This window comes from Citrobacter sp. wls710, assembly GCF_005281115.1.
Taxonomy (GTDB): domain Bacteria; phylum Pseudomonadota; class Gammaproteobacteria; order Enterobacterales; family Enterobacteriaceae; genus Citrobacter; species Citrobacter werkmanii.
Genome location: NZ_SZXD01000034.1, coordinates 1 through 26,799 on the forward strand (window position 1 = coordinate 1; position 26,799 = coordinate 26,799).

The following is a 26,799-nucleotide window of genomic DNA, read 5'->3' on the forward strand; positions in this document are numbered from 1 at the left end:
TTGTCTGGTGATTCAGGGGGCCAGTCTAGTTTTGATGCGTGAAGTGGCTTATGAACAAGGTTACCCTGACCGGGGCCGCTCGCCGCTTCCTGGTGTACACGCCTATTATGACATTTTGGCTGAAGCGGGCTGTGAGGTGGATATCTGGCGCACAACGTATTATCACGTTATGGATTCACATCAGTCGATTATCGACTGGGTAAGTTCAACGGGCCTGCGGCCTTGGTTACAGGACTTGAGCGAAAATGAGCAACATCTTTACCTGGCACGTTATCATGAACTGCTTCAGGAACAATACCCTCTGCAGGAAAACGGTAAAATTTTGCTGGCCTTTCCGCGGTTATTTATCGTAGCCAGACGCAATGATTAAGCGTTTATTATAAGTGCATCACAGGAGATAACTATCTGCCATGCGCGCCCTCGCCTTTTTATCATGAGGAACTAGTGGCAAAGCCCGTCATCTGCTAGTGTCTGGCAACGTGTTTCTGACGGGAGTTGTCATGTCTAAAGTCTACATTGGTGGCTGTCTGTGTGGTTCGATTCGTTTCGTGGCCAGCAGTCCAAATAATTCCCATACCTGCTCCTGCGATATATGTCGGAAACATACGGGTGCACCGACCGTCGTCTGGATTGAGTTTAATGCGGAAAATGTAACGTGGACGGGTCAAGGCGGAAAACCGACAACCTGGCGCTCTTCTGAGGCGTCAAGTCGGGCATTTTGCCCTCAGTGTGGCAGTTCCGTAGGCGCCATTGATGACGCCCCGGTTATTGCGCTGTTAGCTGGCGCTTTTGACGATCCTGACGATGAAGACCTGGCGCCGGAATTTCATTCTTTTTCAGATATGCAGCCTACATGGTGGCAAAAGAATGTAACTAAGTGAGTTGGTAATGCTTATCTGGAATGTGTTTTGCTGGCACGTTTGTTTCATCGTTCATCTGCAGCAAGTCGATTTCAATCGCATTGCAAATCGCATCCAGCGGCAGATCATTGTTTTCTGTGCCAAACGGGTCTTCCAGCTCTTCTGCCAGCGTATCGAGCGAAATAAAAGTATAGGAAATCAGCACTGAGATAAACGGCGTCATATAGTGCAGATCTACTACCAACGCGAAGGGTAACATAATGCAAAACAAGTATACCGTTCGATGAAGTATCAGAGTGTAAGCAAATGGCACTGGGGTATTCGCGATCCGCTCGCACCCTGCAAGTACCGCCGACATATCATTTAACCTATTGTTTAAACTATGGAATAATATATCTGACAGTTGACCATTGCGCCGACGTACAGCCAACCATTCCCCCATCAGCAACAGAATGCGGTTTGCAGGCGACTGTGAGGCGAACACGGTCTGTAAATCTGCCTCACTCAGATATTTCGCTAACGGCTCAGCCTGGGGCTGACGGCGTAACGTCATGCGTAAACAGTGGGCAAAGGCGATTTGCAGACGAACAAACTGACCCAGTTCGACGTCGTCCGGCAAGGTGGTTTTTACTTCACGTAGCAGCGATCGGGAAGCAATCATCAACTGCCCCCACAAGTGTCGAGCCTCAACATAACGTGAATAACAGGCGTTATTGCGAAAGCCTAAAAAGATTGCAATCGCCACGCCGAGAATGCTGAACGGCGCCAGGGTAAATTTGATGCCCAGCATCGTATACCACGGCAGCATGATAATAACGGCGATGGAGAGCAGGAAGTTCAGCAGCAGGCGTGAAAAAATTTTAGATAATACCGACCCATGCCAGACGAATATCAGGCGTAGCCAGTGTTGTTGGGGGCGAACGATCATGGTTATCTTCGGAAAAATGTGAAACTCGTCACATTAAACGCGAACGTGATCAATGTTGCAAGCTCATCGTAACACTATTTAAACATCTTTCCCTCCTGCTGAACGGACGATGCGTTGAAGCGACAGACTGTTACCCTAAAAGTAAAAATTCATAGTATGTTGTAACTAAACCATGCCTGTAAAAAACCCGGCCTGAGCCGGGTCAGCGTATTAGCACAGAGGTTTAACAGCTTCTCGCATGCCGTTTAGCAGAATGCTATCCAGATCGGCAGTCACCTGTTCCACCAATCCAGAAACTTCCGTCAGATCCTGTTCCCAGTGTTCTGTAACGGCCAGCACAGCTTTAACCAAATCTTCAGTGCTTATCTGACTGTCATGATGCTGGGACCAAAGCTGTTGAAAACGCGTCATCCAGTGCGCATCATCCTGAACCGGGTAAGACTCACCGTTACGCTCTCCACGGTAGAACGCAATCAACGCGGCAAGTGCAAATGTCAGGCGCGCAGGCAGTTTACCGCTGGCCTGTTGCCCCGCCAGCAGTTGCGGCAAGATGCGAGTGCGGAATTTCGTCATGCCGTTGAGGGCAATCGACAACAGCTGATGCTTGATGTACGGGTTGCAGAATCGACCTGTCACCGCGCTGGCAAAAGACGCCAGCTCATCGCGTGGTAAATCCAGCACTGGAATAATTTCTTCATAGATCGCTTTTTCCACGAAGGCGCGAATCTCCGCGTCATTCATGGCCTCCCCCACGGTATCCAACCCAGCCTGCCAGGCAACGGGAACCAATGCGGTATGTGCGCCGTTGAGAATCGCCACTTTCCGTTCTTTATACGGTTTGATGTCATCAACAATCAGAACATTCAGCGGATATTTATCCAGACGCAGCTCAGAGGCTAATGACTTCGGACCCTGAATAACAAACAGATAGAAGTGTTCAGCGGTGTCCAGAAACGCATCGTGATAACCCAATTCCGCTTCAAGCTTCGCGACTTCGTCACGTGGATAGCCGGTAACAATACGATCCACCAGCGTGGAGCAAAAGGTATTGGCCTGATCCAGCCATTGGATAAATGCTTCCGGTAACGCCCACTCCTGAGCATAGCGCAGGACCAGTTCACGCAGCGCATCACCGTTATAATCAATCAGTTCGCAAGGAATGATTATCCAGCCTTTATCCGATGCGCCATTAAAATGGCTGAAGCGCTCAAACAGCAGTCGGGTAAGTTTGGCCGGATAACTCACCGCAGGCGTATCCTCAAACCTATCTCCAGCGTGGTAGCTGATGCCGGCTTCGGTGGTATTGGAGAAAACAAAACGCATATCAGGGTTATGCGCCAGCTTCAGGAACTCATCGTACTCACTATAGACGCTGATCTCGCGATTAACCGAACGAATTAAACGGGCATCGATCACGGCTTCGCCCTTCTCATTCAAACCACGAATGATGGTGGTATAAAGGCCGTCCTGTGTACTCAATGATGGAGGAAAAGTACTTTCGATAGGCCGGACAATGACCACACCAGAGTTAAGATCGGTATGCTCATTCAGCAGATCAACTTGCCAGTCAACGAAGGCGCGCAGGAAGTTTCCTTCACCAAACTGAATAATGCGTTCAGGATACTGAGCACCGGGGAAATCGCGACGATTTAAAGTTTGCACAATGGGTTCCCTTTTTGATTAGTCATACAACCTGATTGAATTGGTCCAATAGGTTAGCAAACTTTAATACATTGAAACCCTGTTTTGATCAATCCCCAGCCACAAATTAGAGAGTTTTATAAAAAAGTGTGGTCCCGGTCAGCGTCCCGTCTGGCATTTTGGCATAGTCAGGTATCACTCCTGCTTTTTGCCACCCGCACTTGTGGTAGAACAACTCAGCACCACTGCCCGTCGCCGTATCAAGCACAAGCAACGTTTTGCCCTGTTGACGCGCACAACTTTCCAGCTCGTTCATCAGTTCCCGGGCAATCCCGCTCCGCCGTGCAGAGGTATGAACCAGCAGCTTAGCGACATCGGCGCGATGAGGTTGGTTTTCAGGTTGATCGATAATGAGCTGGACGGTACCGACGAGCGTTCCCTGGGCATTCTGGGCGCCAAGAACGAGTCTTTCCCCAAGGGCAACGCTTTGCGCGACGTCCATCCAGAAAGACCGTGATTTCTCACGATTAAAAGGCAGCACAAAGCTGACGGAGGCGCCGTCATTGACGCACTGTTCAAGGACATCGCTGAGCTCGTCGATTCTCGACAGAATCTGTGCCGCACTCAGCATGAAGCAGGGTTTGCAGGAAGCCATTTTTTCTCCTTAGATTGACCCCCTTAGCATGATTTTAGCAATTACATAACACAAGGAGTTGTATCATAGGATAATGTTATCTATGGCTTGTTCATTTGAATCACTAACCAGTGATATATAACCGTGACAACGTAACGTTGCTGTTGTTCGTTAAGCGCCACACCCTGAGGAATATCGTGCCATTTTGCCAGACACCCCCGACAACAGGTCGCCGTCGCGTGTTGTGCGATGAATACCGGGTGACCACGCATCGGCGTCTGCTTCCCATCATTAGCGGGAAAAGCGGGAGCCAGCCGTTTGGCAATAAAATCGCCTGCATGTTGTTCAATAACCGGCGCGCCTTTATCCAGACAATACTGCCTTTCTTTCTGGCCGAGGCGAAACCGCGAGCGAAACGTCGATTTCGCCAGCCGGGCAAAAAGAGGGTCGAGCGTATTCATCAGTAAACCGAGCGCCCCATTTGTTGCGTTAGTTGCTCCAGCGCGGCGATACCCGCCAGCGAATTTCCCGCTGGATCCAGTTCCGGGCTCCAGACAGCAATCGCCATCTCGTGTGGAACGATGGCCACGATACCGCCACCCACCCCAGATTTTGCCGGCAGCCCAACCCGCCAGGCAAATTCACCCGCGTTCTGATACATACCACTGGTCGCCATCAGCGCATTGATTTGTCGGGCCTGCATCGGCGTAACCACGGGCTCCTCAAGATGGAAGGCATGGCCCTGATTCGCCAGAAATACGAAGGTTCGCGCCAGTTCCACACAGCTCATTTTCAATGCGCAGTAGTGAAAATAGTTTTGCAAAACAGTGGTCACGTCATGGTTAAAATTGCCGAACGATTTCATCAACCAGGCGATAGCGGCGTTACGTGCGGAATGTTCAAACTCAGATCGCGCCACCCTCGCATCGTAGGCGATATCCGGGACGCCGCTTAATGCCCGGACCACTTCCAGCATCCGTTGACGTGGGGCGCTCAGACGCCCTTGCAGCATGTCGCAAACCACCAGTGCCCCGGCGTTAATAAAGGGATTACGCGGGATACCCTGCTCCATTTCCAACTGCACCAGGGAATTAAAAGGATGACCGGATGGATCTTTGCCGACGCGTTGCCAAATCTCCTCTTCCTGATAGTGACGCATCGCCACGACCAGGCTTAAAACCTTCGAAATCGACTGAATAGAAAAGCGTTCTTGCGCATCCCCCGCCTGATAGTGCTGTCCATCGACGGTACAGATGGCGATACCCAGTTTGGAACCGTCGACAGAGGCTAATGCAGGTATATAGTCAGCGACTTTACCCTGACCGATCAGCGGACGAACCTGCTGCACAATGGTCTCTAAAATTGAATTGTCCATGGCCCTGGCCACAACATGCTCCTTGCTCGCAGGTATGAAAGGCCTGCGAGTATAACAGAGCTGAATACGCTGCGTCAGACCATTAGGTGTCAGCGGACAAAGAGTCAATGACAGAAAATATGCCGAAACATGACAGGTGCCCCGACGGAGGCACCCTCACCTTCAGAGGCGGTTTTTCCAGACGGTCTGCACATTACAAAACTCATGCAGACCAAAATGCGAAAGCTCGCGACCAAAACCACTTTTCTTCACGCCGCCAAATGCTACACGGGCATCGCTGGCGCTGTAACCATTGATGAATACGCCCCCACACTCCAGACGAGAGGCCATCTTCTGGGCCAGCGCGTCATCCGCAGTGAACACCGTGGCGGATAAACCAAAATCACTGTCATTCGCCAGTGCCAGAGCATGTTCCGCATTCCTGGCAACGGTGATCGCCGCAACCGGACCAAACAGCTCCTGACGGAAAGCCGTCATTTCTGGCGTTACGCCGCCCAGTACCGTCACGGCATAGTAATTGCCCTGACCTGCTATTTTTTCACCGCCGAGGAGTAACTTCGCCCCTTCGGCCAGGGACGCTTCAACCTGCTGATGAAGTTCATCACGCAGATCAAATCGCGCCATCGGTCCGAGGTCGTTTTCTTCGTTTAACGGATCGCCCATTTTGAGCGCGCTCGCGGCCGCCACAAAACGCGCAGTAAATTCTTCTGCAATTCCTTCTTCGATAATAAAGCGCTTCGCTGCCGCACAAACCTGCCCGGTATTCTGATAACGTCCGGTGACTGCCGCTTTAACTGCCAGATCGAGATCGGCATCATTGAGGACAATAAACGGATCGGAACCACCCAGTTCAAGTACGCATTTTTTCAGCGCCGCACCCGCCTGTGCACCAATCGCCGCACCGGCACGTACGCTACCCGTTACCGTTACCGCTGCGATACGCGGGTCGTTGATCATCTGACTGACTCCGGCGTTATCGGCATTTACCCAACCATAAACACCGGCAGGAACGCCTGCATCAGCAAAAACCTGCGCGATAATCGCAGCACAGCCGGTTACGTTAGGAGCATGCTTTAACAAATAGCCATTACCAGCCAGCAAAATCGGAATGGCGCCACGCAGTACCTGCCACAGCGGGAAATTCCACGGCATGATCGCCAGAATAGTTCCAACAGGACGATACTCAATCACCGCCTGGTTATTTTCTACCAGCGTCGGTTCCGGGTTAAGCATCGCAGGTCCATGTTCAGCGTACCAGTCACACAACGCGGCTGACTTGGCGACTTCACCACGAGCCTGTTTAATGGGTTTGCCCATTTCACGTGAAATACACTGCGCCATCTCTTCCGCGCGATTACGCAGGGCCTGGCCGATATGACGCAGCGTATGCGCACGGTGCGCGACGGTAGTCTGTTTCCATTCACTGTAGGCACTCGCGGCAAGACTCAGTGCCTGCGCAATCTCTTCGGTGCTGGCCCACGGCATCGCCGTCAGTCTTTCACCGCTGGTAGGATCAACCGAAATAGCATGTGTTGCTGCTGTGATAGTCATGGGTGCCTCTCTTTTATCGCAGGGTATGGTCATATCATGAGCATATTTACTCTTTCTGAAAAATGAATAATATTAACCACACCATTCACGATTAGAGAATATTATGGATCTGACGCAACTGGAAATGTTCAATGCCGTCGCGGAGACCGGCAGCATTACACAGGCCGCAGCGAAGGTGCATCGCGTGCCGTCCAATCTCACTACCCGTATTCGCCAACTTGAGGCCGATCTTGGCGTCGATCTGTTTATTCGTGAAAACCAGCGTCTGCGGCTTTCGCCCTCCGGGCACAACTTTTTGCGCTACAGCCAACGGATCCTGGCGCTGGTAGAGGAAGCGAGAATGGTCGTCGCCGGGGATGAACCACAGGGCTTGTTTTCGCTCGGATCGCTGGAAAGCACCGCCGCGGTACGGATCCCTGCTACGTTGGCTGAATATAACCAACGTTATCCAAAAATTCAGTTTGCCCTGGCGACCGGCCCCTCAGGCACCATGCTGGACGGCGTGCTGGACGGCACGTTGAACGCCGCTTTTGTCGATGGTCCCGTTGCCCACCCCGGACTTGAGGGTATTCCGGTCTATCGTGAAGAGATGATGATTGTCACCCCGCACGGTCACCCTCCCATCCAGCGGGCCAGCGACGTCAACGGCTGCAGTATTTACGCGTTTCGCGCTAACTGTTCCTACCGCCGACATTTTGAAAGCTGGTTTCATGCCGATCGCGCAATGCCGGGTACCATTCATGAAATGGAGTCATACCACGGGATGCTGGCCTGCGTTATTGCAGGTGCGGGTATCGCGCTGATTCCACGTTCGATGCTGGAAAGTATGCCCGGACACCATCAGGTCAACGCCTGGCCGTTGAGCGAAAACTGGCGCTGGCTGAATACGTGGCTGGTCTGGCGAAGAGGTGCGATGACGAGGCAACTGGAAGCATTTATTGAGGTATTGAACCCGCAGCTGTAAAAATGAGATCCGCATCACGAAATGATTGTATTTTCACCAACAAACGTTTTAAGATCGCACTCTTACCTTTTCGCAGCTAATCCACTTATTCACTATGACAACAGACACTGTTTCCCGCAAGGTGGCGTGGCTACGTGTAGTTACGCTTGCCATTGCCGGTTTTATTTTCAATACCACAGAGTTTGTCCCTGTCGGTTTGCTGTCCGACATCGCGCAAAGTTTTAATATGCAGACCGCGCAGGTCGGGATCATGCTGACAATCTACGCCTGGGTTGTTGCCTTAATGTCGCTTCCCTTCATGCTGCTTACCAGCCAGATGGAACGACGCAAGCTCCTGATCTGTCTGTTTGTGGTGTTTATTGCCAGCCATGTGCTCTCTTTCCTGGCATGGAATTTCACCGTGCTGGTGATTAGCCGTATTGGTATCGCCTTTGCACACGCTATTTTCTGGTCCATTACCGCATCGCTGGCAATTCGCCTGGCCCCGGCAGGAAAACGTGCGCAGGCGCTTAGCCTGATTGCTACCGGCACCGCACTGGCAATGGTGCTGGGTCTGCCTATCGGGCGTATCGTCGGTCAGTATTTTGGCTGGCGCACCACATTCTTTGCTATCGGCATGGGGGCGTTAGTCACCCTGCTTTGCCTGATTAAGTTACTGCCTAAATTGCCCAGCGAACACTCCGGTTCACTTAAAAGTTTGCCGGTGTTATTCCACCGTCCGGCGTTGATGAGCCTGTATGTGCTGACGGTGATTGTGGTCACCGCCCACTACACGGCTTATAGCTACATTGAACCGTTTGTACAGACCGTCGCCGGACTGAGCGCCAACTTTGCTACCGTGCTGCTACTGATTCTGGGCGGCGCGGGTATTATTGGTAGTGTGATATTTGGCAAACTGGGTAATCTACATGCTTCCATACTCATCAGTAGCGCCATTGCCCTGCTGACGGTATGCCTGGTGCTCCTATTGCCAGCCGCTGACAGCGAAATGCACCTCGCTATCCTCAGTATTTTCTGGGGCATTGCTATTATGTTGATCGGTCTTGGCATGCAGGTAAAAGTGCTGGCGCTGGCCCCGGATGCCACCGATGTCGCAATGGCACTGTTCTCCGGTATCTTTAATATCGGCATTGGCGCTGGCGCGCTGGTGGGTAATCAGGTGAGTTTACACTGGTCGATGTCAACGATTGGTTATACAGGCGCAGTACCTGCCGTTGTTGCGTTGGTATGGTCGGTGATAATCTTTCGCAAATGGCCGATATCGCTCGAAGAGCAGCCACAGCATTCATAAAAAACGGGCCTGGTATAAGACAATACCGGGCCCGTTTTTTTAAGCGTAAGTTTTAATAATTTCCAGCACACCGTTAATAATAAACTGCACGCCCATACACACCAGCAGGAAGCCCATCAGGCGCGAAATAGCTTCTATACCGCCTTTGCCTACCAAACGCATAATCCCACCGGAACTGCGTAAACAACCCCACAGGATAACGCCGACAACCGCAAAAATTATCGGCGGCGCAACCATAATTACCCAATCAGGAAATTCGGAACCATGACGTACGGTTGATGCCGAGCTGATAATCATGGCTATCGTACCCGGACCGGCGGTGCTTGGCATTGCCAGCGGTACAAATGCAATATTGGCAGTCGGTTCGTCTTCCAGCTCCTCTGATTTGCTTTTCGCCTCTGGAGACTCATGCGCCTTCTGCTGTGGAAACAACATCCGAAAACCGATAAACGCAACGATTAACCCACCTGCAATACGTAATCCGGGGATCGAAATCCCGAAGGTATTCATCACCAGCTGCCCGGCATAGTACGCCACCATCATGATGGCAAACACATACACAGACGCCATCAGGGACTGACGGTTACGCTCTGCGCTGTTCATATTACCGGCAAGGCCAAGAAACAACGCCACGGTGGTTAACGGGTTTGCCAACGGTAACAGGACTACCAGCCCCAGCCCTATTGCTTTAAACAAGTCCATCATAATGTCATCTTTCCTGTGCGTTAATCGTCAACGGCAAGTATAAGGTGAAAGCCGAGTGATAAGCCATTTTCACGGTGTAAGGATTCATTTTTCGCCCGCGCCTATAACCCATAATTATCAGACCGTTAAAATTATATACGTCAGTTGATGAGCCTGCTGATTTAGCAAAACGTGGCATTTGCCGACCCATTCATTTGACTTATATTTGCCTAAGCAATAATATCAGCCGTGACTAACTACTTGCCAGGGCAACCATTGTGAAAAGCACCAGTGATCTGTTTAACGAAATCATCCCACTGGGTCGTTTGATCTATATGGTTAATCAGAAAAAAGATCGTTTGCTAAACGACTACCTGTCACCGCTGGATATCACAGCATCACAGTTCAAAGTGCTCTGCTCCATCCGTTGTGCGGTGTGCATTACCCCTGTCGAATTGAAAAAAGTGCTGTCTGTCGATCTTGGCGCCCTGACGCGGATGCTGGACAGACTGGCCTGTAAAGGCTGGATAGAAAGGCTTCCGAATCCACATGATAAGCGTGGCGTGCTGGTGAAACTCACCGAGCATGGCGCAGCAATTTGCGAGCAGTGTCACCAATTAGTCGGGCAAGACCTGCACCAGGAACTAACAAAAAACTTAACGGCGGATGAAGTAGCCACGCTTGAGCATTTGCTTAAGAGAATCCTGCCGTAAACAGAAAAGAGGTATGACGATGTCCAGACGCAATACTGACACAATCACTATTCATAGCATTTTGGACTGGATCGAAAATAACCTTGAATCACCGCTCTCGCTGGAAAAAGTGTCTGAGCGTTCAGGTTACTCCAAATGGCACCTGCAACGGATGTTTAAAAAAGAAACCGGTCATTCACTGGGTCAATACATCCGCAGCCGTAAAATGACTGAAATAGCGCAAAAATTAAAAGAAAGTAACGAACCGATTCTTTATCTGGCGGAGCGTTACGGCTTTGAATCTCAGCAAACGCTGACCAGAACGTTCAAAAACTATTTTGATGTTCCGCCGCATAAATACCGTATGACCAATATGCACGGCGAATCACGCTATTTGCTTCCGCTCAATCAGTGTAATTGCTAATCGCCAGTTAACGACGTAACCGAGGAAATGATGAAAATTCTGTCTTATGCGATGCTGGCCCTGCTGTTGGTTGTTTCGGGCCAGAGCATGGCGGAACAGACTGCGCAACCCGCCACCCAGAACAGTCGTGACGCAATGATTATGCCCCCTGCGCACGATCAGTCCCCGTTCGATTTTAATCATATGGGTGCCGGCAGCGATAAGTCCGACGAATTGGGGGTGCCTTATTACAATACGCGCAACCTGTAATTCGTTTTTGCCCCGCCACGGCGGGGCTTTTTATTACCCTCTCACCTGCGCTATCTTGCGCAAACGAAAGCCAAATACATTAATATACAGCCCAGCCATAATCAGCAGCGCACCCAGCAGTTGCAAACCCGTGAGCGTTTCATCCAGCAACACAGCTGCACTTGCCAGACCGACAACGGGCACTAACAGCGACAGCGGCGCTACCCGCCAGGTTTCATAACGCCCAAGTAATGAACCCCAGATTCCGTAACCCACAATGGTCGCCACAAACGCCAGATAAACCAGTGACAAAATGGTGATCATATCTATCGCCACCAGGCTCTGCACAATTTGTGTCGGACCATCAAGCAGTGCGGATGCCAAAAAGAACGGGATAATGGGAATTAAAGCGCTCCACACGACCAGGGACATCACAGCCGGACGCGACGTGTGCTGCATTATTTTTTTGTTAAAGATATTGCCGCAGGCCCAGCTTAGCGCCGCCGCCAGCGTCAGCATAAAACCGAGCATGCCGACATGCTGCCCGTTCAGACTAGCTTCAATCAATACCAGTACGCCAAAGACGGCCAGCGCAATCCCTACCAGCTGTTTCCCCTGCAAACGCTCGCCAAAAGCGAATGCCCCCAGAATGATGGTGAAAAACGCCTGAGCTTGTAATACCAGCGAAGCTAACCCGGCAGGCATACCGAATTTGATGGCGCTAAAGAGAAACGCGAACTGCCCAAAACTGATGGTCAGGCCATAACCGAGTAACAGCGAAAGCGGGATTTTCGGGCGGGCAATAAAGAATATCGCCGGAAATGCCACCAGTAAAAATCGCAATCCTGCCAGCATCAATGGCGGCATATTGTGCAGGCCAACTTTAATGACGACAAAGTTCAGGCCCCAAACGACAACGACCAGCAACGCTAACAACCCGTCTTTACGTGACATACCACCGCCCTTGCAAATATTAAATTTTTGTAAACAAGTTAAGGTAACGGAAATCATTGTACCGGAACAGATCATTAATTCAGGTAGGCTATTGAGGGCATTTTCCGACAACTTATTGAGTGTACATCACACTTTTACCATGCTATTTGTTTCTGATATCTAAAAAAAACATAACAACATGCATTGTCGGGCAGGAAAATGAATATCTCTCTGAGACGGTCCACTCTCGCGTTACTTGCATCATCCTTGTTATTAACCATTGGGCGCGGCGCTACGCTGCCATTCATGACGATTTACCTCAGTCGGCAGTATAACCTGAGCGTCGATCTGATCGGTTATGCGATGACGGTCGCCCTGACTATTGGCGTCGTTTTCAGCCTTGGCTTTGGTATTCTGGCCGACAAGTTCGATAAAAAACGCTACATGCTGCTGGCTATCTGCGGCTTTGCCTCTGGTTTTATTGCGATCCCACTGGTGCATAACGTCGTGGTGGTGGTGCTGCTCTTCGCCCTGATCAACTGCGCCTACTCCGTCTTCGCAACGGTGCTGAAGGCCTGGTTTGCCGATAATCTCTCTGCCACCAACAAAACGAAAATTTTCTCGCTTAATTATACCGTGCTGAACATCGGCTGGACCGTTGGCCCACCGCTGGGCACCCTGCTGGTGATGCAAAGTATTAACTTACCGTTCTGGCTGGCGGCCGCCTGCTCGGCTTTACCACTGGTGTTTATCCAGACGTGGGTAAAACGTTCAACGGTAGTATCAGAAGGTTCAAACGCCGCGGTTTGGTCACCCTCGGTGCTCCTGCGCGACAGAGCACTATGTTGGTTTACGTTGTCGGCATTTCTGGCGTCATTTGTTGGAGGCGCATTTGCCTCCTGTATTTCACAATACGTGATGGTGGTGGCCAACGGTGATTTTGCCGAAAAAGTTGTAGCGGTCGTTCTGCCCGTCAATGCCGCAATTGTGGTATCGCTGCAATATGCCCTTGGACGCAGGATCACTGCCGCTAACATTCGACCGCTGATGACAGTAGGCACAATCTTCTTTGTGCTCGGCCTGGTTGGTTTCATGTTTTCCGGCAATAGCTTATGGTTCTGGGGTATTTCTGCGGCCCTTTTCACGATCGGCGAAGTCATTTACGCACCGGGCGAATACATGCTGATCGATAACATCGCCCCGGCCGGCATGAAAGCCAGCTATTTTTCCGCCCAGTCGCTGGGCTGGCTTGGTGCCGCGGTAAACCCATTGGTCAGCGGCGTCATTTTGACCACATTACCGCCATGGTCGCTGTTTGTGGCGCTGATCGTGGCGATTGTCCTTGCCTGGGCGTTAATGATAAAGGGTATGCGCGCCAAACCCTGGGATCAGACGGCGGTCTGCTGATTGTTATCGCGACAGATCCATAGTGGTTCTGTCGCTTATCTCAAATGGCCACCAGCCCTCGTACTCCCTCGGATTCCATATTCTCGCCGGAACCGCTTTGAATAATACTTCCGCGCGACATAAGCAGGTATTTGTCAGCCAGCTGCTGCGCAAAATCATAGAACTGTTCCACCAGCAAAATGGCCATATCACCCCGATGCGCCAGGTGAGAAATAACCTGACCAATCTCTTTAATTACTGACGGCTGGATCCCCTCGGTGGGCTCATCAAGGATCAACAACTGCGGCCGACTGGCCAGCGCCCGTCCAATAGCCAGTTGTTGTTGTTGTCCACCGGACAAATCTCCGCCCCGTCGATACTTCATCTCCTGTAGCACTGGAAATAGCGCGTAAATATCATCTGGCACGCGCCGGGCGTCCTGTGCTGAAAAGCGGGAAAGGCCCAGCAGCAAGTTCTCTTCCACTGTCAGACGCGGAAAAATATCGCGTCCCTGCGGCACGTACGCTACACCGGCTCTGACCCGTTGATGTGGTTTCCAGTACGTGACATTTTTCTCCTGCCAGAGCACGCTTCCACTGCGGGCAGGAATAAGTCCCATCAGGCATTTTAAGAGCGTTGTTTTTCCCACGCCGTTACGCCCCAGCAAACACGTCACCTCGCCGATACGCGCCTCAAAGCTCACGCCGCGCAGAATATGGCTACCGCCATAGTATTGATTCAGTTCATTTACCTGCAGCATCAGCCCTCCTTACCGTCCAAGATAAACTTCAATAACTTGCTCATTGGCCTGCACATCGCGCAGGCTGCCTTCAGCCAGCACTCGCCCTTGATGCAATACCGTAACGTGGTCAGCAATTGTCTCGACAAACCCCATATCATGCTCAACCACCATCAGCGAGTGCTTCCCGGCAAGCTGGCGAAACAGTTCCGCGGTGTATTCCGTCTCCGCATCCGTCATCCCCGCCGCCGGCTCATCCAGCAGCAGCAAATGCGGCTCCTGGACCAGCAACATGCCGATCTCAAGAAACTGCTTTTGCCCGTGCGAAAGCAGCCCGGCACGGAGTTCTCGATCGTTTCCCAGGCGCAACAGCACCAGCATTTCATCGATGCGGTCCCGCTGTTCACCCGAAAGGCGCGCCCGTAAAGACCCCCAAACGGATTTATCGTTTTTCAGTGCCAGCTCCAGATTCTCCACCACTGTTAATGCTTCAAATACCGTGGGCTTCTGAAATTTTCGTCCAATCCCCTGACGCGCAATGGCGATAGAATCAAACGCCATTAAATCAATCGACTGATCGTAAATCGCGCGGCCGCTTTGCGGTCTGGTTTTGCCGGTAATGACATCCATCAACGTCGTTTTTCCGGCACCATTAGGACCAATAATGCAGCGCAGTTCCCCTACGCCAATATCAAGTGTGAGATCCGTTAGCGCCTGAAACCCATCGAAGTTCACGTTGATTTTTTCCAGCTGCAATACCGGGTCGGTTTGATTGCGAAATCTGTCCCCTGGCAACTGGCGGGTAAAAAGACCTTCATCTGGCTGCATTATTTGTCTCCTTTGCGAAACAGACCAATCACGCCACGGGGTAAAAACAGCGTAACGCCAATAAAAATCAGGCCAAGAAACAGTTGCCAGTATTCAGGCATGATTACCGTAAACAGACTTTTAGCGCCGTTCACCAACACAGCGCCAAAAACCGGGCCAATCAGGGTTCCGCGACCACCGAGGGCGACCCAAATCGCCGCTTCAATCGAGTTGGTCGGTGACATTTCGCTGGGGTTAATGATGCCCACCTGCGGAACATACAGCGCACCAGCCAGCCCGCACAGCACAGCGGAAAGCGTCCATACCAGCAGCTTGAAGCCTTTCGGATCATAGCCACAGAACATCAGCCGATTCTCGGCATCGCGCACGGCAGTCAGGATACGACCAAACTTACTGCGCGCCAGCGCCAGTCCCAGCCATAACGCCAGCACCAGTAGCATCACCGTCGCCAGAAACAGCGCGATACGGGTTGAGGTCGCGGTCACGGGGAATCCCAGAATAGTGGTAAATCCGGTGAAACCGTTATTTCCACCAAACCCGGTTTCGTTACGGAAAAACAGCAACATGCCAGCGAAAGTCAGGGCCTGAGTCATGATGGAGAAATAGACGCCCTTGATTTTTGAGCGAAAGGCAAACCAGCCAAACACCAGCGCCAGCAGGCCGGGTACCAGCACAACCAGCAGCATTGCCCAGATAAAGTGTTGCGTTCCCCACCAAAACCAGGGCAGTTCGGTCCACGACAGAAACGACATAAAAGCCGGTAGTCCTTCGCCGGAGGCCTGACGCATCAGGTACATCCCCATCGCATATCCCCCCAGCGCAAAGAAAATGCCATGGCCCAGTGAGAGCATTCCGGCATAGCCCCACACCAGATCCAGTGCGACCGCCACAATGGCATAGCACAGGATTTTCCCAGCCAGCGTTAGTGTCCAGACGGAGATTGCCAGCGGATGATCCACCGGTAGCAGCGCCAGAAATGGCAGAATAATGAGCGCCAGCAGCAAAAACAGCCCCAGGATGCGCGTCACGCGCGGCGCTTTTCGTGCCAGTGTTAATGTCATTGGCATAGTCATTAGTCAATAACCCTCCCTTTCAATGCGAAAAGTCCCTGAGGTCGTTTCTGGATAAACAGAATGATCAGCACCAGGATCATAATTTTGCCGAGCACAGCCCCCACCTGAGGCTCAAGAATTTTATTGAAGATCCCGAGACCAAACGCCGCCACCACACTCCCGGCGAGTTGTCCAACGCCGCCAAGCACCACCACCAGAAACGAATCAATAATGTAACTTTGCCCCAGTTCTGGCCCCACGTTACCCAACTGCGACAGCGCCACGCCACCCAGCCCGGCAATCCCTGAACCCAGCCCAAAGGCCAGCATATCGACTCGCCCGGTGGGCACGCCGCAGCAGGCCGCCATATTGCGGTTTTGCGTCACCGCGCGCACGCACAGCCCAAGACGGGTCTTATTCAGCAATAACCAGGTGAAGAACAGCACCAACATGGCAAAGCCAAGCACCACAATTCGGTTCCACGGCAAAATCAGATTGGCATAGACCTGAATCCCCCCGGAAAGCCATGTCGGATTGGCGACCTCGAGATTTTGTGCACCAAAGGTCATTCGCACCAACTGGATCAGCATCAGGCTGATCCCCCATGTAGCCAGTAGTGTTTCAAGCGGACGGCCATATAAATGGCGGATCACACCGCGCTCCAGCAGCATTCCTACTGCCGCGGTAAGTAAAAAGGCGACCGGAAGCGCAATGACCGGGTACCAGGCTAACCATTGCGGAAGAAACTGCCCCATCAGCTGTTGCACCATCCAGGTACAGTAAGCGCCGAGCATCAACATCTCGCCATGCGCCATATTGATGACACCCAGCAGCCCGTAAGTAATCGCCAGCCCTAACGCCGCCAACAGCAAAATAGAGCCCAGAGACAACCCCATAAAGGCTTGACCAAGAAGATCGCCAATCTTCATGCGATGCGCGATAGAATTCAAACTTTCGTTGGCGGCAGCGCGAACGCGGGCATCAGGCTCATGTTCTGCGCGGGTGAAGGGTTGTAATTTCGCCTGGGTTTCAGGGTCGTTTGACGCCCCCAACTGTTCAATTGCCTGCCGCCTGACCTCGGGCGAGGTGCTGGTCAGCCGCAGGTTAGCCAGAGCAATAACCAGGGCGGATCTCACATTAGCATCCGGTTCCTGCGCCAGTCGTTGCTGCAAAAATGACAGCATGCCAGGCTGAGCCTCACGCTGTAATATGCTGGCTGCGGCGCTCCTTTCAGTGACACTGTCACTTAAAAGTTGATGAACGGCCAACGTTCCGGCAACCAGATTGCGCAGCCGGTTAGTCAGCCGGACTTTTTTTAGCTCACCGTCAGGACCTGTTGCCCTCCCCAACGGTTGTGCTTGCGCCCCATCCATGACAAACGCATTTTTCGCGCTATCGGTCAGCAGATTTTCATCTCGCAGCGCCTTAAGCACGGGTAAACGCTTAAGGTCAGGATTTGTCGCCCACTGTTCAAGTAAGACAGCCTGCTGCGTCCGGTTGGCAGCGGTAAAAGTATCGGCATCTGATGCCTGCGCTATCCACGGCAAAAACCACGTCAGCAACATCACACCACGAATAAAGCGCATGGCTTTCATGAGCATTCTCCCAAGCGTTGCCCTCCCGCAGGAGGGCATAAGATCAGTTGCTGGCGGTTTTCACGGGTTGTTCAGATTTTTTATCATTGCCGGCGATATACGGGCTCCACGGCTGGGCACGGACCGGCTCATCGGTTTGCCACACCACATTAAACTGACCGTTGCCTTCAATCTCGCCAATCATGACGGGTTTATGCAGGTGATGGTTGGTGGCATCCATCGTGAGGGTAAAGCCAGATGGCGCGGCGAATGATTGCCCAGCCATTGCAGCACGGACTTTATCCACATCGGTAGTTCCGGCTTTTTCTACTGCCTGTGCCCACATATGTAGACCAACCCAGGTGGCTTCCATTGGGTCGTTTGTCACAACCGAATCCGCATTCGGTAATTTGTGCGCTTTGGCATACGCCCGGTAATCCGCGACAAACTTCTTGTTAGCCGCATTATCGACAGACTCAAAGTAGTTCCAGGCGGCAAGGTTGCCTACCAACGGTTTCGTATCAATACCGCGTAATTCTTCCTCACCTACGGAGAAGGCCACTACCGGAACATCGGTGGCTTTCAGACCCTGGTTCGCTAACTCTTTATAGAATGGAACGTTAGAATCACCGTTGATGGTTGAGACCACCGCCGTTCTTCCCCCTGCGGCGAATTTTTTGATACTGGCGACAACGGTCTGATAATCACTGTGTCCGAACGGGGTGTACACCTCTTCGATGTCTTTATCGGCAACGCCTTTCGAATGCAAAAAGGCACGGAGAATTTTGTTAGTCGTGCGCGGATAAACATAATCAGTCCCCAGCAGGAAGAAGCGTTTCGCACCACCGCCATCCTCACTCATCAGATACTCAACCGCCGGGATCGCCTGCTGATTAGGCGCCGCGCCGGTATAGAAGACGTTAGGCGACATTTCCTCGCCTTCATACTGCACCGGATAAAACAGCAAACCATTTAACTCCTCGAATACCGGTAACACCGATTTACGCGAAACCGATGTCCAGCACCCGAACACCGCCGCCACTTTGTCCTGACTCAGCAACTGTCGGGCTTTTTCAGCAAATAACGGCCAGTTCGAGGCCGGATCAACCACAACCGGCTCCAGCTTTTTGCCCAACACGCCGCCCTGCGCATTGATTTCGTCAATAGTCATCAACGCCACATCTTTCAACGGCGTTTCGGAAATCGCCATCGTTCCGGATAACGAATGCATGATGCCCACTTTAATAGTGTCAGCCGCCTGGACGCTAAAACTCATGCCCATTGCCATAACGGAGGCCGATAACGCAAAAGCTTTTAAAAATGTACGACGCTGCATAGTTTCACTCCTGAAATTAGATTCGCTTAATGCTCCGGTGCAGCCGGGCAGACAAAACGGTGCAAATTAAGGGGATTCAGAAGCAATAAGGCAAAAACGATGCCAGATATTAAAATATCATATAAAATCAAGGCATTAGAATCGTATAACTCAGTAACTGGATGAAAACATTTCATCAAGAAGGGGGATCGCCAGGAAAATTGAACCACCATGAGACAGCGTTGCATTATAAACGTGCAACAATTTGCGTCGGGTTCGCATAGCAATGACTGTGGAACTCAGCATAAAATCGTGGTTAATTTGCGCAAGGATAAGCGCGCCTTGTCACTATTATTTATTTCCCCCGACGAAATCGCGTCATTTTTTTACATTTCAGACGAAATAATCACACAGTTCAGCCTTTGTTTAAGTTGCAATTGCTACTATAGTCATAAGCGAGGTGAACTTAAGGTAAGAGAGGAAACTCACAGATAAAGGAGCATTTACTATGCTGGGTAATATGAATATTTTTATGGCTGTTCTGGGAATTATTTTATTTTCCGGTTTCCTGGCCGCGTATTTTAGCCACAGATGGGATGATTGATGAACGGCGATAGTCCTGAACCGAACCGGCCCCTTGTCGCGTCACTGCACAAGGGGCCATTTTTTTACCTGCATCGCCTTTCCGGCACCTTTTCCCTGGCCACAGATAAAAAAAACCGCCGGATAAACCAGCGGTAAATGCTTGCATGGATAGATTTGTGTTTTGCTTTATACGCTATCTGGCAATTCCCTGCGAAGATAACGGATAGTCTGCTAACCTAGCATCGGCAACCCCAATGAAAGCTAAACGAAACGCAACTAACACAAAACGGCTTAGGTAAATCTCACGCGCTAAGGTGGAACGAAGGCCCATCACTGGCGTTAACCAGCGTGATCTGCTCGCGTTCATCCATAAACATACAGCGATTCCTGCCGCTCTGTTTTCCCTGGTACATCGCTCTGTCTGCCCGTCCAAGAGCGGTATCTAATTTTTCATCCCGCTGAGCTCTGGTGATACCGGCCGTTACGGTGATGGCGATCTCTCCATCTGCGTAGGGGATTTTTTGCTGGCCTACAAGCTGACACAATCGCAACCCTGCCTGGCGGGCCTGCTCGTCAGTTTTGGTTCGGATGATGATAATAAATTCTTCGCCACCGTAGCGGTACGCAACTTCATCATATCGCGTCCATGCCAGAAAATTTGCAGCCAGAGCGCGTAATACCACGTCCCCCACAAGATGACCATACGTATCATTAACGTGTTTAAAACGGTCGATATCCAGTAGCAATATATAAAGATTAAGCGGCCCGGCATCGATTAATTGTTGGTCAAAAGACTCATCGAGCATTCTTCTGCCTGGTAAGCCTGTTAATATGTCGATATTACTGCGGATACTCAGCAAATATATTTTATAGTCCATCACAGCAGACGTAAATGCCAGTAACGCATCCTCAAATTTGGTGAAATGCCATGGATAACTACGTGTCTCCAGTATTGCCGATAGCAAATCCTTCCCTGATAAGTGCATTTTTTCGTGAACATTATTTATCTTATTCACATAGCTACAATCATCTTCATTGCGCAGCGATTGATTATTAAGCCACTGTCCAAATTGACAAACGAAATGCGCGTTGTCACCCATGATATCCGGTTGCGTAGCATTCGAGGTTACTGCGCAACGGAACATATTCACCAGCCATTTATAGTGGGCATCAATGGACTTGTTTAACTCGATCAAAATTGCATCTATTTCCGTAGTATTTCTCATCATCACGATCTTCCTCCCTGTTCGAACGTTTCTGATGCAATCATCTTAACGACAAAAAAGAAAACTTATGTAAATTTTTTATTTTGAGAATAAACCTTATCAGTTTCAGTAATGAACATAAGATAAGACCGGGCATCACGCCCGGCTCTGCGCAAGATCTAAAAATGCTTACGCGCTCAAACCACGATGTGCCAGCATCGGCTCCATGCGGGGATCGCGCCCGCTCCACTGGCGATAAAGCTCAGCTAAATCAGTGCTATTCCCGCGGGACAAAATCGCTTCGCGGAATTTCTGTCCGTTTTCGCGGGTTAATCCGCCCTGCTCTACAAACCACTGATAACCGTCATCGGCCAGCATTTGCGTCCATAAATAGGCGTAATAACCCGCGGCATAGCCACCGCCAAAAATATGGGCAAAATAACTGCTGCGATAACGAGGCGGCACGGCCTGAAGATCCAGATCTTCTGCCGCCAGCGCCTGCTGCTCGAATTGATCAACCGAAGAAGATGACGCGCTCATCTCCAAACTGTGCCAACGCATGTCCAACAATGCGGCACTGAGCAGTTCGCTCATATCGTAGCCTTTATTGAACAGGCTGGCCCGCTGCATTTTATCCCGCAACGCCTGCGGCATTGGCTCTCCGGTTTCGACATGACGGGCAAATCGGGCAAAAACCTGCGGATGGCTCGCCCAGTGTTCGTTAATCTGCGAAGGAAACTCGACAAAATCACGCGGTGTGTTAGTCCCTGAAAGCGTGGCATAACGCTGAGTGGCAAACAGACCGTGTAACGTGTGGCCAAATTCATGGAACAACGTAATGACATCATCCCACAGCAGTAACGCGGGCTTACCCGTTGCGGGTTTTTGATAATTACAGACGTTGTAAATAACCGGTCGGGTTTCGTTCAGCTCCGATTGCTCAACAAAATTGCCCATCCATGCCCCGCCGCTTTTTGATTCGCGGGCGAAGAAATCACCGTAAAACAACGCCAGTCCTGCGCCATCGTGGTCGAAAATTTCCCATACCCGCACGTCCGGGTGATAAACCGGAATGTCGAATCGCTCAACGAATTTGATACCAAAGAGCTGATTGGCCGTCCAGAAAACGCCCTCGTTCAACACCGTATCCAGAGCAAAGTAAGGTTTAAGCTGTGCCTCATCAAGGGCGTATTTCTCACGGCGGACCTGCTCAGCATAAAATGCCCAGTCCCAGGCCCTGACACTAAACCCTCCCTGCTCTTGATCGATGACTTTCTGGATTTCTGCCTGTTCATCCAACGCACGCTGTCGCGCGGCCGGAACGATCGCCCGCATAAACGAAAGTGCCGCTTCAGGCGTTTTAGCCATCTGGTCGGCGGTTTTCCAGGCCGCATAATTGGCAAAACCGAGTAATTTCGCCTGTTGCATGCGGATGTCGACCAGACGCTGAATAATAGCCCGAGTATCGTTATCGTCATCGTGTTCAGCCCGCGTCCACGCCTGGGTAAACAGTTCTTCACGGATCTGGCGATCGCGTAACACGGCAAGCGCCGGTTGTTGAGTGGTATTCACTAACGGAATAACCCAACGTGATTCGAGCCCCTTTTCTTTTGCAGCCTCAGCGGCAACGGCAAGTTCTTCTGCGCTAAGCCCGTCAAGCCGCCGAACATCATCCACCACCAAAGCACCGGACTTGTTCGCCGCCAGCAGACGCTGATTAAACTGACTGGTCAGCGTGGCTGACTCGGTATTAAGTGCTTTGAGGCGTGCTTTGTCGGCCTCATTCAGACGGGCGCCTGCCAGTACAAAACGCTGGTAAATGACCTCCACCAGGCGCAATGATTCGCTATCCAAACCTAATGTATGACGTCGTTGCCAGACAGCCTCGACGCGGGCGAAAAGTGCACCATCAAGGTAGATATCATTGGCAAGCCCCGCCAGTTCTGCTGAGAACGCTTCGTCAAGGCGCTGTAGTTCATCGTTGGTGTGCGCCGACGTCATCGCGAAGAAAACGCTGGTTACGCGCGTGAGCAATGCGCCACTTTGTTCAAGCGCCAGGAGAGTATTGGCGAAATCAGGATCCTGAGGATTGTGTACAATCGCCTCGATCTCTGCGCGTTTTTGCCGTACGCCCTCATCAAACGCCGGACGATAATGCTGCACGTCAATCTGATCAAACTGCGGCGCCTGATACGGCAATGTGCTGTGGTGTAAAAAAGGATTCGTTAACGACATCTTTCACTCCTGAAAACGATTTGTTTACCAGAGTAGACTTCCCGGGAATCGACCGCAATCCTGTTAACCAGGAATAGCTCTGAACAGAAATGACGTGCTATGGTAGTACTACATAAAAAGCGTTGAGGAACAGTGAGATGATCGTTTTAGTAACCGGAGCAACCGCAGGTTTTGGTGAGTGCATTACGCGTCGTTTTATTGAGAATGGCCATAAAGTTATTGCTACCGGACGCCGCCAGGAGCGCCTGCAGGAACTCAAAGATGAACTGGGTGACCGCCTCTTTATCGCGCAACTGGACGTACGTAATCGCGCATCGATTGAAGAGATGCTGGCGTCCTTACCTGCTGAATGGTGCGATATTGATGTTCTGGTCAACAACGCGGGTCTGGCGCTGGGCCTCGAGCCTGCCCACAAGGCCAGCATTGAAGACTGGGAAAACATGATCGATACCAACAACAAAGGTCTGGTTTATATGACCCGTGCCGTGTTGCCTGGTATGGTTGAGCGCAATCGCGGACATATTATCAATATCGGTTCTACCGCCGGTAGCTGGCCATACGCCGGCGGTAACGTTTATGGCGCGACCAAAGCGTTTGTCCGTCAGTTTAGTCTCAACTTGCGTACTGACTTACACGGGACAGCGATTCGTGTTACCGACATTGAACCAGGTCTGGTTGGCGGTACGGAATTCTCTAACGTGCGTTTCAAAGGCGATGATGCCAAGGCTGAAAAAGCTTACGAAAATACCACTGCGTTGACCCCGCAAGATGTTACAGAAGCGGTATGGTGGGTGGCTTCGTTACCTGCTCATGTCAACATTAACACCCTTGAAATGATGCCGGTCACGCAGTCTTTTGCCGGGTTGAGTGTCCATCGGAGCTAATTTCCCTGCCCGGCCTTGCGCCGGGTATAGATAGCCTGAAATAAGTGATAAAATATCCGGGTTAACTCTCTAAAAAGTAAGAATGAATGACCGTAGAAACGCAGCTCAACCCTACACAGCCTGTAAATCAGCAGATTTACCGTATTCTTCGTCGTGATATCGTGCATTGTCTGATTGCGCCTGGTACGCCGCTGTCGGAGAAAGAGGTTTCCGTACGCTTCAATGTTTCACGCCAGCCGGTACGAGAGGCATTCATCAAACTGGCAGAGAACGGTCTGATTCAGATCCGTCCGCAGCGTGGCAGCTACGTGAACAAAATTTCGTTGTCGCAGGTGCAAAACGGTTGTTTTGTTCGCCAGGCAATTGAATGTGCCGTGGTCCGCCGCGCCGCCGCCCTGATCACCGATAAACAGTGCTATCAGCTCGAACAGAATCTGCATCAGCAGCGCATCGCGATTGACCGAAAACAAATTGATGATTTCTTCCAGCTTGACGATGAGTTTCATCAGAAACTGGCTTCAATCGCCGAGTGCCAGCTCGCCTGGGACACCGTCGAGAATATTAAAGCCACCATTGACCGCGTTCGCTATATGAGCCTGGATCATATTTCCCCTCCTGAAATGCTGCTTCGCCAGCATCACGATATCTTTGCCGCACTTGAAAAACATGATGGTGACGGCGTCGAGTGCGCAATGATGCTGCACCTTCAGGAGATCGGTGAGTCTGTGCAGCTTATTCGCCAGGAAAATAGCGACTGGTTCAGCGAAGATTAATATTACGCTCACCTCTCTGCGGGGTGAGTTGTTCTGCATTTACCCTCTCCTGCACATCTCTCTAAAAAAAGCTGTGATTTTGATCGAAAACAAAAAAAATCCTTAGCGAGAAGCGTATTTATATTGCGCCCGTTACGTGGGACCAGAGGCCCACGGGCTTTGACGGTGAGTTGGAAAGGAGAAAACACCATGAAAACATACGATCGTAACCGCAACGCAATCACCACTGGCAGCCGCGTCATGATTAGTGGCACCGGACTCACAGGCCGCATTACAGCGATAGACACCGATGGCCTGACCGCTGAGCAAATTCGCCGTGGCAAAACAGTGGCAATCGAAGGGTGTGAAGGTAAATATACCCCTATCGAGTTGATTCGTTTGGGCATGAACTAATTGGTGTGAATGCCAGAAAACTCTGCACCATCTGGCTCGCTGAAAGCCAGATGGTGTCATAAATGATGCCCTTCGTTACTTCAGTTTTGCTGCATACTTCGCAACCGTTGCCTTCGCCCCTTCAGCCAGTAAAGCAAGATAGGCTTCTGTGACCTGGTTTTTGAATAGTTCTACCTGCGGTAATTCGCGACCAAAAATGGCATCAATCGCCAGTAACGCCTGAACGCGTGCTTCCCCCTCGTGACTACTGCGAACCGCAGTCTGGATCACCGGCAACAGCGGATCGCTGATTTCAATCGCCTGACCGTGTTCATCCACACCGCCGACATAGCGCATCCAGGCGGCTACGCCCAGTGCCAGCAGCGCAAAATGGCTGCCATGCGCAATGTGCCAACGAATTGAATCGAGCATACGCTGCGGTAGTTTTTGGCTACCATCCATCGCAATCTGCCAGGTACGGTGACGCAGTGCCGGGTTGCTGTAGCGCTCAATGAGCAGATCGGCATAGTGCTGCAGATCCACACCTTTCACTTTCAGCGTCGGCGCCTGTTCCTGCAACATCAACGCTCGCGCGGCAAGACGATAATTTTCATCCTCCATGCAGTCGTTGATATGCTGATAACCCGCCAGATAACCAAGATAGGCAAGGAAAGAGTGACTGCCGTTGAGCATACGCAGTTTCATCTCTTCAAACGGAATCACATCCGATACCAGCTCCGCCCCGGCCTTTTCCCATGCCGGACGACCGGCGACAAAGTTATCTTCAATTACCCACTGACGGAACGGTTCACAGGCTACGCCTGCCGGGTCGCGTACCCCGGTGATGTGTTCAATTTTGTCCAGCGTCTCCGGGGTAACCGCAGGAACAATGCGGTCAACCATTGTAGACGGGAACGTCACATGCTGTTCGATCCACGTGGCCAGTTCAGCATCTACCGCCCGGGCATACGCAGTGACGACATTGCGCATCACGTGGCCGTTTTCAGGCATGTTGTCGCAGGACATCACGGTAAATGCGGCTAACCCCGCAGCTTTGCGGCGCGCCAGAGCTTCAACTACCACGCCTGGCGCAGTTTTTGGTTGTTTTGGATTTTGCAAATCGGCGGCAATCATTGGGTTGTCTAACATCAGTTGCCCCGTCGCCGGAGAGTGGCAATATCCTTTTTCGGTGATGGTGAGAGAAACGATCGCCACCTGCGGTTCGCACATCGCAGCCAGTACGCTTTCCAGACCATCTACCTGCGCATGCAGCGCGTTTTTCACCACACCAACGACTCTGGCAGTCCACGCATCCGCAGACATTTCCGCAACGGTATACAGATAATCTTGCTGTTTCAGATCGGCAATCTGCTGCTCACCGCCAATCAGATTTACTTCGCAATAACCCCAGTCACTGCCGTGTTCTGCAGCCAGGATGTCAGCATAAACACCCTGATGTGCGCGATGAAACGCGCCAAATCCCAGATGAACAATACGTGGGACCAGTGTGGTACGATCGTAGTCAGGAAGCGCAGCCTTTGCCGCTAAGAGCTTGTTTTGCATGGTATTGCCTACTTATCTATGAAATCAGGACTGTCTCAGAGTAACGCCTGTAGGGTTATATGTTTTGATTTGCATTAAGCTTT

28 protein-coding genes and 1 pseudogene are annotated in these 26,799 nt (G+C 51.3%); 13 read left to right on the top strand and 16 right to left on the bottom strand.

The window, feature by feature from the left end; translation table 11 throughout:
• Both FDX14_RS15250 and FDX14_RS15255 read left to right on the top strand, forming a co-directional pair.
• A pseudogene (locus FDX14_RS15250) lies at nt 1-370 on the top strand (trans-aconitate 2-methyltransferase); the annotation flags it as partial.
• A 130-nt stretch (nt 371-500) separates the two neighbouring features.
• Complete coding sequence (locus tag FDX14_RS15255) at nt 501-881, top strand: GFA family protein (protein WP_061381341.1); 381 nt, start codon at nt 501-503, stop codon at nt 879-881.
• On the opposite strand, the gene FDX14_RS15260 is transcribed toward FDX14_RS15255, so the two are convergent.
• From FDX14_RS15260 to sad, 6 genes are all read right to left on the bottom strand, one after another.
• Entirely contained in the window at nt 874-1,788 is a 915-nt protein-coding gene (locus FDX14_RS15260; RefSeq protein ID WP_079224232.1) for a bestrophin family protein, read from the bottom strand. The genes FDX14_RS15255 and FDX14_RS15260 overlap by 8 nt on opposite strands.
• 210 nt (nt 1,789-1,998) lie before the next feature.
• A complete protein-coding gene (locus FDX14_RS15265) occupies nt 1,999-3,450 on the bottom strand; it encodes a tagaturonate reductase (protein WP_137349781.1) in 1,452 nt (483 codons plus the stop codon).
• Nucleotides 3,451-3,556: 106 nt separating this feature from the next.
• Complete coding sequence (locus tag FDX14_RS15270; RefSeq protein WP_137349782.1) at nt 3,557-4,084, bottom strand: GNAT family N-acetyltransferase; 528 nt, start codon at nt 4,082-4,084, stop codon at nt 3,557-3,559.
• An 80-nt stretch (nt 4,085-4,164) separates the two neighbouring features.
• Nucleotides 4,165-4,524: a DUF4186 domain-containing protein gene (locus FDX14_RS15275; protein ID WP_079224238.1), complete on the bottom strand. Its 360-nt coding sequence runs from the start codon at nt 4,522-4,524 to the stop codon at nt 4,165-4,167.
• Complete coding sequence (gene glsB / locus FDX14_RS15280) at nt 4,524-5,450, bottom strand: glutaminase B (RefSeq protein WP_042308422.1); 927 nt, start codon at nt 5,448-5,450, stop codon at nt 4,524-4,526. The genes FDX14_RS15275 and glsB overlap by 1 nt, the downstream gene beginning before the upstream one ends.
• Before the next feature lie 150 nt (nt 5,451-5,600).
• On the bottom strand, nt 5,601-6,989 hold the full coding sequence (gene sad, locus FDX14_RS15285) for a succinate-semialdehyde dehydrogenase (RefSeq protein ID WP_137349783.1): 1,389 nt from the start codon (nt 6,987-6,989) through the stop codon (nt 5,601-5,603).
• A gap of 103 nt (nt 6,990-7,092) precedes the next feature.
• Between sad and ptrR the strand changes: the two genes are divergently transcribed.
• Nucleotides 7,093-7,953, top strand: coding sequence for a putrescine utilization regulator PtrR (ptrR, locus tag FDX14_RS15290; RefSeq protein WP_137349784.1), 861 nt, complete (start codon nt 7,093-7,095; stop codon nt 7,951-7,953).
• Between the two features lie 94 nt (nt 7,954-8,047).
• The gene (locus FDX14_RS15295) at nt 8,048-9,244 is read left to right on the top strand and encodes a sugar transporter (RefSeq protein ID WP_042308442.1); all 1,197 of its coding nucleotides are present in this window, start codon (nt 8,048-8,050) and stop codon (nt 9,242-9,244) included.
• Nucleotides 9,245-9,283: 39 nt separating this feature from the next.
• Here the strand turns inward: FDX14_RS15295 and FDX14_RS15300 are convergent, their stop codons facing one another.
• Nucleotides 9,284-9,949 (bottom strand): MarC family NAAT transporter, encoded by a 666-nt coding sequence (locus FDX14_RS15300; protein WP_061381352.1) that lies wholly within the window; start codon nt 9,947-9,949, stop codon nt 9,284-9,286.
• Between the two features lie 257 nt (nt 9,950-10,206).
• Here FDX14_RS15300 and marR point away from each other — a divergent pair, with 257 nt between their 5' ends.
• The 3 genes from marR to marB are packed head-to-tail and all read left to right on the top strand — an operon-like array spanning nt 10,207 to nt 11,293.
• Entirely contained in the window at nt 10,207-10,641 is a 435-nt protein-coding gene (marR, locus tag FDX14_RS15305; protein ID WP_042308445.1) for a multiple antibiotic resistance transcriptional regulator MarR, read from the top strand.
• A gap of 19 nt (nt 10,642-10,660) precedes the next feature.
• Nucleotides 10,661-11,044 carry an MDR efflux pump AcrAB transcriptional activator MarA gene (marA, locus tag FDX14_RS15310; RefSeq protein ID WP_003032424.1) on the top strand — a complete coding sequence of 128 codons (384 nt, stop codon included), beginning with the start codon at nt 10,661-10,663 and terminating at the stop codon, nt 11,042-11,044.
• Nucleotides 11,045-11,074: 30 nt separating this feature from the next.
• Nucleotides 11,075-11,293, top strand: a complete 219-nt coding sequence (marB, locus tag FDX14_RS15315) for a multiple antibiotic resistance protein MarB (protein WP_042308447.1) — start codon at nt 11,075-11,077, stop codon at nt 11,291-11,293.
• A 33-nt stretch (nt 11,294-11,326) separates the two neighbouring features.
• On the opposite strand, the gene eamA is transcribed toward marB, so the two are convergent.
• On the bottom strand, nt 11,327-12,226 hold the full coding sequence (eamA, locus tag FDX14_RS15320) for an O-acetylserine/cysteine exporter (RefSeq protein ID WP_042308449.1): 900 nt from the start codon (nt 12,224-12,226) through the stop codon (nt 11,327-11,329).
• A gap of 198 nt (nt 12,227-12,424) precedes the next feature.
• On the opposite strand from eamA, the gene ydeE reads away from it, so the two are divergent.
• On the top strand, nt 12,425-13,612 hold the full coding sequence (ydeE, locus tag FDX14_RS15325; protein WP_042308451.1) for an efflux MFS transporter YdeE: 1,188 nt from the start codon (nt 12,425-12,427) through the stop codon (nt 13,610-13,612).
• Between the two features lie 40 nt (nt 13,613-13,652).
• Here ydeE and urtE read toward each other — a convergent pair whose 3' ends face one another.
• Genes urtE through urtA form a run of 5 tightly spaced genes read right to left on the bottom strand, consistent with a single transcriptional unit; the run spans nt 13,653 to nt 19,120 of the window.
• Nucleotides 13,653-14,351 carry an urea ABC transporter ATP-binding subunit UrtE gene (urtE, locus tag FDX14_RS15330; RefSeq protein WP_042308454.1) on the bottom strand — a complete coding sequence of 233 codons (699 nt, stop codon included), beginning with the start codon at nt 14,349-14,351 and terminating at the stop codon, nt 13,653-13,655.
• A 9-nt stretch (nt 14,352-14,360) separates the two neighbouring features.
• On the bottom strand, nt 14,361-15,158 hold the full coding sequence (gene urtD / locus FDX14_RS15335) for an urea ABC transporter ATP-binding protein UrtD (RefSeq protein WP_137349785.1): 798 nt from the start codon (nt 15,156-15,158) through the stop codon (nt 14,361-14,363).
• Nucleotides 15,158-16,231: an urea ABC transporter permease subunit UrtC gene (gene urtC / locus FDX14_RS15340; RefSeq protein ID WP_061381356.1), complete on the bottom strand. Its 1,074-nt coding sequence runs from the start codon at nt 16,229-16,231 to the stop codon at nt 15,158-15,160. The genes urtD and urtC overlap by 1 nt, the downstream gene beginning before the upstream one ends.
• Nucleotides 16,231-17,805, bottom strand: coding sequence for an urea ABC transporter permease subunit UrtB (gene urtB, locus FDX14_RS15345; RefSeq protein ID WP_137349786.1), 1,575 nt, complete (start codon nt 17,803-17,805; stop codon nt 16,231-16,233). The genes urtC and urtB overlap by 1 nt, the downstream gene beginning before the upstream one ends.
• Nucleotides 17,806-17,848: 43 nt before the next feature.
• Complete coding sequence (gene urtA / locus FDX14_RS15350) at nt 17,849-19,120, bottom strand: urea ABC transporter substrate-binding protein (RefSeq protein ID WP_042308463.1); 1,272 nt, start codon at nt 19,118-19,120, stop codon at nt 17,849-17,851.
• A 487-nt stretch (nt 19,121-19,607) separates the two neighbouring features.
• On the opposite strand from urtA, the gene mgtS reads away from it, so the two are divergent.
• On the top strand, nt 19,608-19,703 hold the full coding sequence (gene mgtS / locus FDX14_RS15355; protein ID WP_003032406.1) for a protein MgtS: 96 nt from the start codon (nt 19,608-19,610) through the stop codon (nt 19,701-19,703).
• Entirely contained in the window at nt 19,703-19,840 is a 138-nt protein-coding gene (locus tag FDX14_RS25735) for a hypothetical protein (protein WP_418657829.1), read from the top strand. The genes mgtS and FDX14_RS25735 overlap by 1 nt, the downstream gene beginning before the upstream one ends.
• A gap of 146 nt (nt 19,841-19,986) precedes the next feature.
• Here the strand turns inward: FDX14_RS25735 and FDX14_RS15365 are convergent, their stop codons facing one another.
• Together FDX14_RS15365 and dcp are read right to left on the bottom strand one after the other, a co-directional pair.
• Nucleotides 19,987-20,913 (bottom strand): diguanylate cyclase, encoded by a 927-nt coding sequence (locus tag FDX14_RS15365; RefSeq protein ID WP_042308465.1) that lies wholly within the window; start codon nt 20,911-20,913, stop codon nt 19,987-19,989.
• Nucleotides 20,914-21,078: 165 nt separating this feature from the next.
• Complete coding sequence (dcp, locus tag FDX14_RS15370) at nt 21,079-23,124, bottom strand: peptidyl-dipeptidase Dcp (protein ID WP_137349787.1); 2,046 nt, start codon at nt 23,122-23,124, stop codon at nt 21,079-21,081.
• A gap of 137 nt (nt 23,125-23,261) precedes the next feature.
• Between dcp and ydfG the strand changes: the two genes are divergently transcribed.
• From ydfG to ydfZ, 3 genes are all read left to right on the top strand, one after another.
• A complete protein-coding gene (ydfG, locus tag FDX14_RS15375; protein WP_061381361.1) occupies nt 23,262-24,008 on the top strand; it encodes a bifunctional NADP-dependent 3-hydroxy acid dehydrogenase/3-hydroxypropionate dehydrogenase YdfG in 747 nt (248 codons plus the stop codon).
• A gap of 86 nt (nt 24,009-24,094) precedes the next feature.
• A complete protein-coding gene (locus FDX14_RS15380) occupies nt 24,095-24,781 on the top strand; it encodes a GntR family transcriptional regulator (protein ID WP_137349788.1) in 687 nt (228 codons plus the stop codon).
• A 189-nt stretch (nt 24,782-24,970) separates the two neighbouring features.
• Complete coding sequence (ydfZ, locus tag FDX14_RS15385; RefSeq protein WP_042308473.1) at nt 24,971-25,174, top strand: putative selenium delivery protein YdfZ; 204 nt, start codon at nt 24,971-24,973, stop codon at nt 25,172-25,174.
• A gap of 75 nt (nt 25,175-25,249) precedes the next feature.
• Here the strand turns inward: ydfZ and FDX14_RS15390 are convergent, their stop codons facing one another.
• Nucleotides 25,250-26,716, bottom strand: a complete 1,467-nt coding sequence (locus FDX14_RS15390; protein ID WP_042308476.1) for a mannitol dehydrogenase family protein — start codon at nt 26,714-26,716, stop codon at nt 25,250-25,252.
• Between the last annotated feature and the right edge of the window lie 83 nt (nt 26,717-26,799).

What these genes read in the sequence shown, in the direction of transcription:
- FDX14_RS15255 (WP_061381341.1), top strand. Translation starts at nt 501, where the DNA reads ATGTCTAAAGTCTACATTGGTGGCTGTCTGTGTGGTTCGATTCGTTTC.
- FDX14_RS15260 (WP_079224232.1), bottom strand. Translation starts at nt 1,788, where the DNA reads ATGATCGTTCGCCCCCAACAACACTGGCTACGCCTGATATTCGTCTGG.
- FDX14_RS15270 (WP_137349782.1), bottom strand. Translation starts at nt 4,084, where the DNA reads ATGGCTTCCTGCAAACCCTGCTTCATGCTGAGTGCGGCACAGATTCTG.
- FDX14_RS15275 (WP_079224238.1), bottom strand. Translation starts at nt 4,524, where the DNA reads ATGAATACGCTCGACCCTCTTTTTGCCCGGCTGGCGAAATCGACGTTT.
- sad (WP_137349783.1), bottom strand. Translation starts at nt 6,989, where the DNA reads ATGACTATCACAGCAGCAACACATGCTATTTCGGTTGATCCTACCAGC.
- ptrR (WP_137349784.1), top strand. Translation starts at nt 7,093, where the DNA reads ATGGATCTGACGCAACTGGAAATGTTCAATGCCGTCGCGGAGACCGGC.
- FDX14_RS15295 (WP_042308442.1), top strand. Translation starts at nt 8,048, where the DNA reads ATGACAACAGACACTGTTTCCCGCAAGGTGGCGTGGCTACGTGTAGTT.
- FDX14_RS15300 (WP_061381352.1), bottom strand. Translation starts at nt 9,949, where the DNA reads ATGATGGACTTGTTTAAAGCAATAGGGCTGGGGCTGGTAGTCCTGTTA.
- marA (WP_003032424.1), top strand. Translation starts at nt 10,661, where the DNA reads ATGTCCAGACGCAATACTGACACAATCACTATTCATAGCATTTTGGAC.
- marB (WP_042308447.1), top strand. Translation starts at nt 11,075, where the DNA reads ATGAAAATTCTGTCTTATGCGATGCTGGCCCTGCTGTTGGTTGTTTCG.
- eamA (WP_042308449.1), bottom strand. Translation starts at nt 12,226, where the DNA reads ATGTCACGTAAAGACGGGTTGTTAGCGTTGCTGGTCGTTGTCGTTTGG.
- ydeE (WP_042308451.1), top strand. Translation starts at nt 12,425, where the DNA reads ATGAATATCTCTCTGAGACGGTCCACTCTCGCGTTACTTGCATCATCC.
- urtE (WP_042308454.1), bottom strand. Translation starts at nt 14,351, where the DNA reads ATGCTGCAGGTAAATGAACTGAATCAATACTATGGCGGTAGCCATATT.
- urtD (WP_137349785.1), bottom strand. Translation starts at nt 15,158, where the DNA reads ATGCAGCCAGATGAAGGTCTTTTTACCCGCCAGTTGCCAGGGGACAGA.
- urtC (WP_061381356.1), bottom strand. Translation starts at nt 16,231, where the DNA reads ATGACTATGCCAATGACATTAACACTGGCACGAAAAGCGCCGCGCGTG.
- urtB (WP_137349786.1), bottom strand. Translation starts at nt 17,805, where the DNA reads ATGAAAGCCATGCGCTTTATTCGTGGTGTGATGTTGCTGACGTGGTTT.
- urtA (WP_042308463.1), bottom strand. Translation starts at nt 19,120, where the DNA reads ATGCAGCGTCGTACATTTTTAAAAGCTTTTGCGTTATCGGCCTCCGTT.
- mgtS (WP_003032406.1), top strand. Translation starts at nt 19,608, where the DNA reads ATGCTGGGTAATATGAATATTTTTATGGCTGTTCTGGGAATTATTTTA.
- FDX14_RS25735 (WP_418657829.1), top strand. Translation starts at nt 19,703, where the DNA reads ATGAACGGCGATAGTCCTGAACCGAACCGGCCCCTTGTCGCGTCACTG.
- FDX14_RS15365 (WP_042308465.1), bottom strand. Translation starts at nt 20,913, where the DNA reads ATGATGAGAAATACTACGGAAATAGATGCAATTTTGATCGAGTTAAAC.
- dcp (WP_137349787.1), bottom strand. Translation starts at nt 23,124, where the DNA reads ATGTCGTTAACGAATCCTTTTTTACACCACAGCACATTGCCGTATCAG.
- ydfG (WP_061381361.1), top strand. Translation starts at nt 23,262, where the DNA reads ATGATCGTTTTAGTAACCGGAGCAACCGCAGGTTTTGGTGAGTGCATT.
- FDX14_RS15380 (WP_137349788.1), top strand. Translation starts at nt 24,095, where the DNA reads ATGACCGTAGAAACGCAGCTCAACCCTACACAGCCTGTAAATCAGCAG.
- ydfZ (WP_042308473.1), top strand. Translation starts at nt 24,971, where the DNA reads ATGAAAACATACGATCGTAACCGCAACGCAATCACCACTGGCAGCCGC.
- FDX14_RS15390 (WP_042308476.1), bottom strand. Translation starts at nt 26,716, where the DNA reads ATGCAAAACAAGCTCTTAGCGGCAAAGGCTGCGCTTCCTGACTACGAT.